Source organism: Paenibacillus tarimensis (assembly GCF_021532315.1).
Taxonomy (GTDB): Bacteria; Bacillota; Bacilli; order Paenibacillales; family Paenibacillaceae; genus Paenibacillus_I; species Paenibacillus_I tarimensis.
The window spans coordinates 132,849-145,155 of record NZ_JAKGAO010000004.1; the positions used below are offsets into that span (position 1 = coordinate 132,849).

Here is a 12,307-nt window from a genome sequence, read left to right on the forward strand (position 1 = left end):
AAGAAATAAGATGGCAAACCGCATTTTAATCGTAGACGACGCAGCATTCATGAGAATGATGATCCGGGACATTCTGACTAAGAACGGCTACGAGGTCGTCGGCGAAGGACAGGACGGCGCACAAGCGGTGGAAAAGTATAAAGAACTTAAGCCCGACCTGGTAACAATGGACATCACCATGCCGGAGATGGACGGCATCGCAGCGCTGAAGGAAATCAAGAAGCTTGACGGCAACGCCAAGGTCATCATGTGTTCCGCTATGGGTCAGCAGGCTATGGTTATCGATGCAATTCAGGCTGGCGCTAAAGACTTTATCGTTAAGCCTTTCCAGGCGGACCGTGTTATCGAAGCTATCAAGAAGACGCTGGGTTAACGGGTAGTGCCATGAGGACAACCAAATGGATGACGGCTGGGCTTGCGGCTATTGCGATGGCTGCTGCCCCGGCTGCGGCTTTAGCCGCGAGCAACGGCAACGACTTGGCCGACCTTAACAGCGGAATTGAGTACGCACCTGACACCAATGTTGCCGGCAGTTTGGTATGGGTCATTATCGCTCTCCTTCTCGTTATCGGTTTGATTGTTCTCTTCATCAAGTTTCTCTCCGGCCGCAACCGGGCAATGGGAATGAACAGGTCGCTCCGTACATTGGGCGGAGTCGGGCTTGGTCAGAACAAATCAATGCAGGTGGTCGATATCGGAGGCTTGCTCTACGTTGTTGGAGTTGGGGAGAATGTGACACTTCTCGATAAGATCGATGATCCCGGGCAAGCTGAAGCGATCATCAGTATGCTGGAAGGCCAGCAGTCAGAAGGCTGGAAGGCCAGCAGTATCGTGGCGGTCCTCGATCGCTTGCGTGGACGCTCCAATGCAGAGGGATCGCAGGGGAAGGGGACAACGATGGACGCAGAGAGCTTCCGCACAATTTTACAGGATAAGCTGAAGCGTCAATCGGAACATAAGCAGCAGGTTGAAACGCTGCTCCATGACGCAAACCATACAGATCGGTCGAGAGATGAATGAAGAAGAAATTATTGTTAACTGTACTGCTGTTGTTGGTTGCAGCATCAGGGCTTTATATGAATCAGGCCTATGCGGAGCCCCTCCCGAACATTGATATTTCAATCGGCGGAGAAGGGGAGGAGGGGCCGAATACGTCGGCGGTATCCATACTGCTGCTTATCACGGTTCTAAGTATCGCACCTGCTATCCTGGTATTAATGACCAGCTTTACCCGTATCGTCATTGTTCTCGGCTTTGTCCGTACCTCGCTGGGTACACAGCAAATGCCGCCGAATCAGGTATTGATCGGGCTTGCGCTTTTCTTAACCTTCTTCATTATGGCTCCTACGCTTTCACAAGTGAATGAAGCAGGACTTCAGCCTTACCTGAAAGGTGAACTTACCCAGACGGAAGCATTGGAAGCTGCCAGTAAACCGATGAAGGAATTCATGTTTTCACACACGAGGGAGAAAGATCTTCTGCTGTTCATGAAGTACAGCCGGATGGAAAAGCCTAGCAGCTACGAGGAAATACCGCTTACCGTACTGGTTCCGGCCTATGCGATAAGTGAGTTGAAAACCGCGTTCCAGATGGGTTTTATGATTTTTATACCATTCCTGGTTATTGATATGGTCGTTTCCAGCACCCTGATGGCCATGGGTATGATGATGCTTCCGCCGGTCATGATTTCACTGCCGTTTAAAATATTGCTGTTCGTACTTGTAGACGGCTGGTATCTGATTGTGCGGTCACTGCTGCTGAGTTTTAATCCATAGGTTATCGAGAGGGGCGGCGTCATGAATGCGGAATTTATAATCGGGCTTGCCGGGCAAGCTGTGTACGTTACACTGAAGAGCAGTGCTCCGATGCTGGTATTGGGACTTGCGGTGGGTTTGATCGTCAGTATATTCCAGGCTACAACTCAAATTCAGGAACAGACACTGGCATTTGTACCGAAAATCGTCGCAGTTTTGGTCTCTATTCTAGTTTTTGGTCCCTGGATTTTGAACACGCTCGTTGACTTTACGTACAACCTATTTAATAACCTCTATAAATATATCGGATAGGCTGTGGAAAGATGAATACATTTCTGCAGGCGTTCCCAATTTTTTTATTAATTTTTTGTCGAATAACAGCGTTTTTCGTCGTAGCACCAGTCTTTTCGACCCGAGGCGTTCCGGCTATGTTTAAGATAGGGCTTGGTTTTTTCTTATCTGTAATCGTCTATCTGAGCTATGGAACAAGTCAGGCAGCAGTACCTGCAGATGCAACCTATCTGCTGCTGGTCGGAAGAGAGATCTTAGTAGGACTTCTAATCGGATATACCTGTTATTTATTCTTTACGGTGGTTCAGACAGCCGGCGCCTTTATTGACCTTCAGATGGGACTGGCAATGGCGAATGTGTATGATCCGATGACTGGTGCATCGGCGCCAATTACCGGTAACTTCAAGTTTTATGTCATGGTGCTGGTCTTCCTGGGTATGAACGGCCATCACTTTCTGCTAGACGGTATTGTTCAAAGCTACGATTGGATTTCGATTGACAACGGATTGTTTACACAGATAGCAGCCGGAACGGTAACGCAGTTTCTGACCAAAGCGCTGGTGATCACATTTATGCTGGCCCTGCAGATATCCGCACCGCTGGTCGTCGCACTGTTTTTAACGGATGTGGGACTGGGATTTCTAGCCAAGACGGCGCCGCAGTTTAACGTCTTTGTAATCGGAATGCCGCTGAAAATCATAGTTGGTCTGCTGCTGCTGGCGCTCGTAGTACCCGGTTTGACGGGTTTGTTCTCCCACTTGTTTAGCCAGATGTTCAACGCTATGGGAGAATTGATGGCAATCGTGAACGGCAGTGCCGGAGGTAGCTAGTGTGATGGGTCGAATGCTTACAGGAGGTGGCCCTACTTGACCAAGTTCAGGTTGACGCTTGATCTACAGCTTTTCTCTCAGGAAAAGACGGAACGTGCCACCCCGAAGAAAAGGCAGGATTCACGGAAGAAGGGTCAGGTAGCCAAGAGTAACGAGATACCAGCCTCATTGATCCTGCTCAGTATCTTTCTCAGCTTCATGATGCTAGGCGGTTATTACTGGGAACGTCTTCTGCGGCTGTTCGGTGATTTCTTCGAGGAATGGCTGACATTCGATGTAACAATAGGGAATGTGATGCCATTATTCACCAATCTGCTCTTGCAGTTGCTGCTGCTGCTGTCCCCGATTCTCGGGATTGCTTTTATCATTGCGATTGTGGGCAATTATCTGCAGATAGGCTTCCTGTTTACCGGCAAGCCGCTGCAGCCCGATTTTAAGAAGCTGAATCCGATCGAAGGATTCAAGAGAATATTCTCGCTTCGGTCATTAGTTGAGTTTAGTAAAACTTTGCTGAAGCTGATCGTCATCGGCGTTATGGTATACATTTCGCTGTGGGGCGAGCGGGGACATATCCTGCAGCTTGCACATTTGGCACCCCAGGATATTTTCAGCTTTACCGCATCCACCACAATGACGCTTGGTATAAAGATAGCCGCGATACTGGTGGTGCTGGCAGTGTTTGACTACATGTATCAGAAATACGAGTACGAGAAAAACCTTAGAATGTCCAAGCAAGACATTAAAGATGAATACAAGAAATCAGAGGGCGACCCGCTGATTAAAGGTAAAATCAGGGAACGCCAGCGCCGGATGGCGCTTCGTCGAATGATGCAGGATGTACCGAAGGCTGATGTAGTAATCACGAACCCGACACACTTTGCGGTTGCGCTTCGCTATGATGCATCCAATATGGATGCGCCGGTTGTGCTGGCCAAAGGCGTTGATTATCTCGCACTGCGCATTCGGGAAGTTGCAAAAGAGAATGGTGTCATGACTATGGAAAACAGGCCGTTGGCACGAGCTCTTTACGACAGGGCGGAAATCGGCGAAGCGATTCCGGCCGACCTGTTCCAGGCCGTTGCCGAAGTACTGGCTTATGTATACAAACTTAAAGGCCGCGGGCGCGGAAAATCATCATAGGAAGGGTAATGCCTGATGAAAATTAAAGATTTAGCTATATTGATCGGTATCATAGGCATTGTGCTGATGATGGTCATTCCTATTCCGCTTGTGCTGATGGATCTTCTGCTCATCGTCAACATATCCGCGGCGTTAATGATTCTACTGATCTCTATGAATACGCAGAAGGCGCTGGATTTCAGCATATTCCCTGCCTTGCTGCTTATCACCACACTGTTTCGGCTGGCGTTGAATGTGTCCTCTACGCGTAACATATTGTCCAAGGCAGACGCGGGTGATGTGGTAGAGACGTTCGGTCGTTTCGTGGCAGGTAACCAAATTGCGGTTGGTTTTGTCGTCTTCCTCATTCTGGTCGTTGTGCAGTTCATCGTCATCACTAAGGGCTCTGAACGGGTAGCTGAGGTTGCAGCCCGCTTTACTCTCGATGCGATGCCTGGTAAACAGATGAGTATTGACGCAGACCTCAACTCGGGATTGATTAACGAACAGCAAGCCCGTGACCGCCGCGAAAAAATCGAACGGGAAGCGGATTTCTACGGGGCAATGGATGGTGCCAGTAAATTCGTTAAAGGCGATGCCATCGCTTCGATCGTCATTCTTATTATTAACCTGCTTGGTGGCTTTGTAATCGGTATGTCGGTGCATGGTATGCCATTTCAAGAAGCACTAGGCACCTATTCAATCTTGACGATTGGCGATGGCCTGGTGAGTCAGATCCCTGCGCTTCTTATATCTACGGCTGCTGGCTTGATTGTAACCAGGGCTGCATCTGAGGGCAATCTGGCATACGATCTAACGAACCAGATGCTCCAGCAGCCTAAGCTTCTCTACATTGTTGCCGGAACGGTTGCCCTGCTGGGCATTGCCACACCAATCGGTCCGTTAGCCACACTGCCATTTGCGGCCGTGCTGGTATACGCAGGTTACCGCATGTCAGCCAATCTCGCGAAGAAACAGCAGGAAGAAGAGCTTATTATCGAGGAGCAGCAGATTGAAGAGGTACGCAGTCCCGAAAGTGTTATCAGTCTGCTGCAGGTTGATCCTATTGAGTTCGAGTTCGGATACGGGCTGATCCCGCTCGCTGATACTCAGCAGGGAGGCGATCTCCTTGACCGGATTATCATGATTCGCCGGCAATGCGCGCTTGAGCTTGGACTGGTTGTCCCCGTCATCCGGATTCGGGATAATATTCAGCTTAAACCGAATGAGTATGTCATCAAGATCAAAGGTAATACAGTAGCAAGAGGAGAGCTTCTGCTCAATCATTATCTGGCGATGAGCCCCGGCTATGACGACGATTCGATCATTGGTATTGAAACGCAGGAGCCTGCTTTCGGGCTTCCGGCTCTCTGGATAGATGAAGTGACGAAGGAACGGGCTGAGATTTCCGGATATACGGTTGTGGATCCGCCTTCCGTTGTTGCGACCCATCTGACAGAAATTATTAAACGGCATGCGCATGAGCTGATCGGACGCCAGGAGACGAAGGCACTGGTTGAGAATGTGAAGGAGACCTACCCGGCACTGGTTGATGAGTTGATACCTAATATTCTGACTATCGGCGATATTCAGAAGGTTCTCGTCAAGCTGCTGCGTGAGAAAATATCGATTCGGGATCTTGTCACCATATTCGAGACGCTTGCCGATCACGGCAACTATACGAAGGATCCAGATGTTCTTACCGAATATGTGCGCCAATCACTATCAAGACAGATAACGAATCAATTCTCCGCTGCCGGCGAGTCGCTTAAGGTCATTACAGTCGGGCCTTCGCTTGAGAAGAAGATTGCCGAATGCGTACAGCAAACGGATCAGGGAAGCTACCTTGCGCTTGATCCGGTAGCTACCCAGCAGATTTATCATCGGCTGAACGAGCAGGTTACCCGGCAGATTCAGTCCGGACAACAGCCGATCGTGCTGGCATCACCAACTATCCGAATGTATTTAAGACAGCTGGTTGAACGAACTATGCAGGACATTCCGGTCTTATCTTACAGTGAATTGGAACCAAGCGTTGAAGTCCAAAGCGTCGGGGTGGTGAACCTATGAGGGTGAAGAGGTATATTGTCAATGATGTACCGGAGGCGCTGCCGTTAATTCGCAGCGAGCTGGGCAAGGATGCAGTGATCTTGAACACCAAGGAAATATTCGTAGGCGGCTTCATGGGCATGTTCCGTAAGAAGAAGATGGAGGTTATCGCCGCAATTGAGTCCGGGGCTGCGGCGCCCAAGCAGAAGCCCAAGCAGACGGCACCTAAGAGTCCGGCTATGCAGCAGGCAGGCGGCAGTGTTATGCCAGCTGTGGCCGATCCACTCAGCGCAGAAGCTCCGCGGCCTACGGCGGATGTGAGATCAGGCAGTGTATCTGGCGCAACATCCAATCAGGGCCTCGAAGCAGGCGGCAATGAAGATCTGATGACACTGCTGAAGCAAGCGGCAGCGCAAGCTGTCGTACAAGAAGCTAAGCCGGCTGAACGCCCTCAGAGCAAACAGCTGGCGGAAGACCAGTCAGCCGTGCTCGATGAATTAAAGGAAATGAAGGAACTGGTGGTCCGGCTTGCCAAGCAGCAGGACAGCCGTAATGAACCGGAAAACTTGGCGCCCTTGCGCAGCAGGCTCCTTGACCAGGAAGTCGAGGAAGTATGGGTAGACAAGCTGGTGGGAGAGCTGCTTGAGCATCCGGACTACAGTACCGAATGCAGTGCTCAGTCAGTTATGGATACGGCTGGTCTAATCCTTGCCGGCTGGATGAAGCCTTTCGAGACAGCCGGAGTCGAATTTGCCGGACGTGTTGTTCATGTAGTCGGGCCCACAGGGGTTGGCAAGACAACGACTATTGCAAAGCTAGCTGCTGAACAATCCTTGAAGCTCAAGCGCAAGGTAGGTCTGATCACATCAGATACGTATCGGATTGCGGCTGTCGATCAGCTTAGGACCTACGCCAACATTTTGAACATTCCGCTGCAAATCGTATTTTCTCCGGCTGAGCTTAACCGGGCATACAAGGAGCTGGAAGACCGCGAGCTCATCTTTATGGATACGGCCGGACGAAATTTCCGTAATGACCTTTATGTATCTGAAGTGAACAGCTTGATGCAGGCCGGCAACAGCAACGATACCTATCTTGTGCTCAGCCTTACTGGCAAGACAAGGGACATGGAAGCAGTGGCGGAACGCTTCTCGCAATACGGCGTCGGCAAACTTATTTTCACAAAGATGGACGAAACCGACACGTACGGGGCCGTTCTGAATATGACGATGAAGCATCAGCTCAAGACCGCCTATATAACTTATGGTCAAAATGTACCGGATGACATTGAACCATTTCAGTCAGTCACCTATGTAAAACAGCTATTGGGGGCGTCCGCTCATGAATGATCAGGCACATGCGCTCCGCAGACTTGTGGAGGTGCAGGGTAATGACTCGGGTGCCAGATCCACCCGAATCATTACGGTGACAAGCGGCAAGGGAGGTGTGGGCAAGTCGAATTTCAGCTTGAACTTCGCTTTGTCCATGCAGAAGCTCGGCAAGCGTGTGCTTGTATTCGATGCCGATATCGGAATGGCCAACATCGATGTCCTGATGGGCTGCTCGACTCCTTACAATCTGTATCACCTGCTGAAGAGAGACAAAACGATATGGGATATTATCCATGAAGGGCCGCTTGGACTGCATTTTATAGCCGGGGGTTCGGGATTTAAGGATTTGCTTGATTTATCAGACGAAGAGCTGGATTACTTCGGCAGCCAGATCGATAAGCTCCATGGCCACTATGATTTTATCTTGTTTGATACTGGAGCCGGGTTATCACGCGAAACGGTAAAATTCATCGTTGCCGCACAAGAAACTATCGTTGTTACCACACCAGAGCCAACATCCATTACCGATGCATATGCACTCATTAAGATGGTAAAGTCCATGAACCATGAGGTTGACTTCAAGTTAATTGTGAACCGGGCAATGGACAATCGTGAGGGCAGGCAGACGGCTGACAAGATCGGTTTGGTTGCAAAGCAGTTTTTACAGATGGAAATCCCGGTGCTTGGCGTGGTTATGGATGACCCTTCCGTAACGAAGGCTGTGAAGAAGCAGGTGCCCTTTACTCTGGCTTTCCCTTCAGGAAGTGCGTCCCGGGGAGTGGAGGAAATAGCAAGACGTTTCCTGGCGGACGAAACAGTTACCCGAGGGGGCGGCATCAAAGGATTTATAAACCGCATGTTCAGACTATAATCTAATCCTTTGCTAGGGGTGAGCAGCATGACGCCTTACCGTATTTTAATAGTTGATGATTCTGCTTTTATGCGAAAGCTATTCTCGGATATCATCACACAAGATTCATCCTTTACAATTGTTGGCACAGCTTCAACCGGGTCAGAGGCTGTGCGATTAGTAGAAGAGCTTAAGCCGGATGCCGTAACGCTTGATCTTGAGATGCCCGAGATGAACGGATTGGAAGCTTTGAAGATTATCATGGCAAAAAGACCGATACCGATCATTATGCTTTCGGGAATCAGTGAAGATAACACTCGGCAAACCATTGCCGCCCTCCAGCTTGGCGCATTTGACTTTATTCGGAAGCCATCGGGTATCACTGATGATATAGCCAGCGTGGGAGAAGCGCTTATTATCCGGTTGAAGCTTGCAGTCAGCATCAGGAAGCATCAGCCTGTGCTGATGATTCCCGATAAGCCGGTTTCGAGCACAATCATACGTGAAGACCGTCCGGCTGTAGTGAAGAAGTCCGAGCCCAAAGTCATGCCTCTTCCTTTGACCGCTCCACGCAAGGACAAGGTGCAGGATAGACTGACCGGAAAAAGCCAGGCGCCCAGCCGGCAACCGGACATATCCATACCACGTCCGGCCAAACCGGTAACAGCCAGTCCACTGGTGCGTCCGGCAGCTCCCGCAAAAACGGCAGGTATGCAGAAGACGATCCGGCCTGACAAGGAAACGGTTAAAGTGCCGAAAAAGGATAACCCGACCGGAAATGGGAAGCCGATAGTACCTGTTAAGGAACCGGCAGCTGGATTATCTAAGGAGAAGAAGGTTGAGGGAGCAGCTAAATCACAGACTCCGCCAGTAGGAGCGGTGAAGAAGGCCCATACAGCAAGCTTCAGGCATTTGGTTGCCATTGGAACGTCGACTGGGGGACCGCGGGCGCTACACCAGGTGCTGTCGTCCCTGCCCGGTAATCTGCCTGCACCGGTGCTGGTCGTACAGCATATGCCGCCCAAGTTTACGCATTCACTCGCCCAGCGTCTTGATACGTACAGCGAACTGACTGTGAAGGAGGCTGAGCAGGGAGATGTGCTTGCTGCCGGTGTTGTTTACATAGCACCCGGAGGCTATCACATGAAGCTTCAGAAGGACGGCGGCTTCTACCGGATACGGCTGACAGAGGATCCCGCCCGTAACGGGCATCGTCCTTCCGTAGATGTGCTGTTCGAATCGCTTGTGCCTCATGGCGAGCTTAATCGTCACGCTGTCATTATGACAGGAATGGGAAGTGACGGCGCCAAAGGGATGAAGGCATTGGCAGAGAGTGGCGCGAGGTCCACGATCGCAGAGTCGGAAGAAACCTGCATCGTTTACGGGATGCCTAGGTCAGCCGTGGAAGGGGGAGCTGCTAAAACTGTTCTTCCCTTGCAAGGCATCGCAGGACAGATCGTCTCTGCGGTGATGAAATAGTTAACAAGAGTAAGTTACAGTCCAACAGGAGGTGCAATGGGAATGGATATGAATGCGTATTTGTCCATGTTTATTGATGAGTCCAACGATCATCTTCAATCACTCAATGAAAATCTATTGAAGCTGGAAAGTTCTCCAGATGATATCAGTATTGTTCAGATCATCTTCCGGTCGGCTCACACACTGAAAGGTATGTCAGCTACGATGGGGTTTGAGGACCTAGCTGCCTTGACTCACGAGATGGAAAATGTTCTGGACCTGGTTCGCAACAATAAGCTCAAAATGGATGAATTTATTTTTGATACGTTGTTTAAAGGTTTGGATGCTCTGGATGCAATGGTTCAGGATGTAGTTGGCGGGGGCACTGGAAAAGCGGATGTTTCGGCAATCGTGACGAATCTTAAAGCTATTGTCAATCCGGATTATAAAGCCCAGGGCGCGCCAAAAGGGCAAACGGAAGCGAGCCCTGAGAAGTCGGGCGGGGAAGCGGCAGCGGAAATTGAACTTGATCAATTTCAAATATCCGTATTGAAGCAGTCCATAGAAACCGGACACCAGGTTTTCCACATTCAAGTAACAGTACAGGAAACCTGTGTACTTAAAGCAGTTCGTGCCTATATGGTATTTGAGCTTCTTGAGCAGAGCGGGGAAGTCGTGAAATCCGAACCGTCTGTCCAGGATATCGAGCAGGAGAAATTTGATCGTTCCTTCTCGGTTTATCTTATCACCCAGCAATCTGCCGAAGATTTGAAGGCGCGGATCGAGAATATTTCGGAAATCGAGTCGGCCCAAGTAACGGTTATGGACGAAGAATCCATCGCGATGCTGTCCAAGCCGTCAAGACCAGAGGCGGCAGCTGTAAAGCCAGAGGCACAGAAGGAGAAAGCTGAAGTCAAGCCGGCTGCCGGAGCACCTGCTGCAGCAGGCGGTGGAGCAGCAGTTACCAAAACCATTCGTGTCGACATCGACCGCCTCGACGTCCTGATGAACCTGTTCAGCGAGCTGCTGATTGACCGTGTTCGGCTTGAGCAGCTGGCAAGCGAAATCAAGCGCGGTGACCTGACGGAGACGGTTGAGCATATGGCAAGAGTCAGCGGAGACTTGCAGAACATCGTTCTAAAGCTTCGGATGGTGCCTGTAGAGTCGGTGTTCAACCGCTTCCCGCGGATGGTACGTGACCTGGCTAAGACGCTTGATAAGAAAATCGATCTGGTTATCTCGGGTGCAGACACCGAGCTTGACAGAACTGTTATTGATGAGATCGGCGACCCGCTGGTCCATTTGCTCCGGAACTCGCTTGACCACGGCATTGAGTCCGTTGAAAGACGGGTGGAGGCAGGTAAGCCAGAGACGGGAACGGTCAATCTTCGCGCCTTCCATAGCGGCAATAATGTCTTCATTGAAATTGAAGATGACGGTGCGGGCATCAATCGTGAGCGCGTACTCAGCATTGCGGTGAAGAACGGTGTTATTACAGCCGAGCAGGGCGCCGGAATGACAGATGAGGAAGTATATATGCTCCTCTTCGCACCGGGCTTTAGTACGGCGGACAAGATTTCGGATATTTCGGGGCGTGGCGTTGGACTTGATGTCGTGAAATCCAAGATTAACTCACTTGGCGGTGCTGTGAGCGTCAAGTCTCAGCTTGGCAAAGGAACGATCTTCTCCATCCAGCTACCGCTTACGCTGTCAATAATTTCGGCGATGCTGATCAAGCTGGGTAGTGAAAAGTATGCAATTCCACTGTCTTCCATTATGGAGACGTCCATCGTTCGCCGGGATCAGGTACATCATATTCACGGGAATAGCATGATTGAGTTTAGAGGGGCAATTATCCCTGTTGTATCACTCAGCAAGCTGCTGGAATCACCAGATTTCGATGAGCTTACCGAAAATGAAACCGAGGTTGTCATTATCCGCAAGGGTGAGAAATGGGCGGCCGTCATGGTGGATGAATTTATCGGACAAAGTGACATCGTACTGAAGCCGCTTGGAAAATATTTGTCGAATACTGCTGTCGTTTCAGGTGCTACTATTCTAGGAGACGGTCAGGTAGCGTTAATTATCGATCCGAATGCACTGATTAAGTAAAGGTTTTCCTTACAAGAACTTAAGGAGGTTTATCCCATGGGTGAGGAATTAAAGGTTATTGTATTTGGTCTTGCAAGCGAGTATTACGGCGTTGAAGTTGACAAGGTACGGACAATTGAGCGGATGATGCCGATTACCCGCGTTCCGAAGACTCCAGCATTTATTAAAGGGGTTATTAATCTGCGAGGCGTGGTTATCCCGGTGATCGATTTGCGCGGCCGCTTCGATATGGAGCAGGCGGAGGCTACGGAAAACTCACGGGTTATTATCGTAGCCGTGAATGATATTGAAGTAGGCTTTATCGTCGATTCCGCCAACGATGTCATTGACATCGACTCGGACGCAATCGATTCGCCGCCCGAAGTGATTGGCGGCATCAGAGCGAAATATTTGCGCGGCGTAGCTAAGCTGAACGATGGAAGGCTGCTCGTTATGCTTAACTTGGCCGAGGTACTGAATAAAGAAGAGATCGTCCAGATCGAACAGTTCGAGGACTAGGTTTTGAAGCCGGTC

12 protein-coding genes are annotated in these 12,307 nt (G+C 50.1%); all 12 read left to right on the forward strand.

Features of this window, described 5'->3' with window-relative positions; genetic code table 11:
• The first annotated feature begins 10 nt into the window (after positions 1-10).
• From L1N82_RS01755 to L1N82_RS01810, 12 genes are read left to right on the forward strand one after another with little or no spacing between them, the layout of a single operon-like run.
• Positions 11-373, forward strand: a complete 363-nt coding sequence (locus L1N82_RS01755; protein WP_111149004.1) for a response regulator — start codon at positions 11-13, stop codon at positions 371-373.
• Positions 374-384: 11 nt separating this feature from the next.
• On the forward strand, positions 385-1,020 hold the full coding sequence (locus tag L1N82_RS01760) for a flagellar biosynthetic protein FliO (RefSeq protein ID WP_235285620.1): 636 nt from the start codon (positions 385-387) through the stop codon (positions 1,018-1,020).
• Positions 1,017-1,775 carry a flagellar type III secretion system pore protein FliP gene (gene fliP, locus L1N82_RS01765; RefSeq protein ID WP_235285621.1) on the forward strand — a complete coding sequence of 253 codons (759 nt, stop codon included), beginning with the start codon at positions 1,017-1,019 and terminating at the stop codon, positions 1,773-1,775. Before L1N82_RS01760 ends, fliP begins: the two co-directional genes overlap by 4 nt.
• Positions 1,776-1,796: 21 nt before the next feature.
• Complete coding sequence (gene fliQ, locus L1N82_RS01770; RefSeq protein WP_235285622.1) at positions 1,797-2,066, forward strand: flagellar biosynthesis protein FliQ; 270 nt, start codon at positions 1,797-1,799, stop codon at positions 2,064-2,066.
• An 11-nt stretch (positions 2,067-2,077) separates the two neighbouring features.
• Positions 2,078-2,875: a flagellar biosynthetic protein FliR gene (fliR, locus tag L1N82_RS01775; protein ID WP_235285623.1), complete on the forward strand. Its 798-nt coding sequence runs from the start codon at positions 2,078-2,080 to the stop codon at positions 2,873-2,875.
• Positions 2,876-2,911: 36 nt separating this feature from the next.
• A complete protein-coding gene (gene flhB, locus L1N82_RS01780) occupies positions 2,912-4,015 on the forward strand; it encodes a flagellar biosynthesis protein FlhB (RefSeq protein WP_235285624.1) in 1,104 nt (367 codons plus the stop codon).
• Positions 4,016-4,030: 15 nt separating this feature from the next.
• Positions 4,031-6,064 carry a flagellar biosynthesis protein FlhA gene (flhA, locus tag L1N82_RS01785; RefSeq protein ID WP_235285625.1) on the forward strand — a complete coding sequence of 678 codons (2,034 nt, stop codon included), beginning with the start codon at positions 4,031-4,033 and terminating at the stop codon, positions 6,062-6,064.
• Entirely contained in the window at positions 6,061-7,392 is a 1,332-nt protein-coding gene (gene flhF, locus L1N82_RS01790; RefSeq protein ID WP_235285626.1) for a flagellar biosynthesis protein FlhF, read from the forward strand. The genes flhA and flhF overlap by 4 nt, the downstream gene beginning before the upstream one ends.
• Positions 7,385-8,245 (forward strand): MinD/ParA family protein, encoded by an 861-nt coding sequence (locus L1N82_RS01795; RefSeq protein ID WP_235285627.1) that lies wholly within the window; start codon positions 7,385-7,387, stop codon positions 8,243-8,245. Before flhF ends, L1N82_RS01795 begins: the two co-directional genes overlap by 8 nt.
• A gap of 27 nt (positions 8,246-8,272) precedes the next feature.
• Positions 8,273-9,703 (forward strand): protein-glutamate methylesterase/protein-glutamine glutaminase, encoded by a 1,431-nt coding sequence (locus L1N82_RS01800; protein ID WP_235285628.1) that lies wholly within the window; start codon positions 8,273-8,275, stop codon positions 9,701-9,703.
• 42 nt (positions 9,704-9,745) lie between these two features.
• Positions 9,746-11,794, forward strand: a complete 2,049-nt coding sequence (locus L1N82_RS01805) for a chemotaxis protein CheA (RefSeq protein ID WP_235285629.1) — start codon at positions 9,746-9,748, stop codon at positions 11,792-11,794.
• A 36-nt stretch (positions 11,795-11,830) separates the two neighbouring features.
• The gene (locus L1N82_RS01810) at positions 11,831-12,292 is read left to right on the forward strand and encodes a chemotaxis protein CheW (RefSeq protein WP_235285630.1); all 462 of its coding nucleotides are present in this window, start codon (positions 11,831-11,833) and stop codon (positions 12,290-12,292) included.
• Positions 12,293-12,307: the final 15 nt, after the last annotated feature.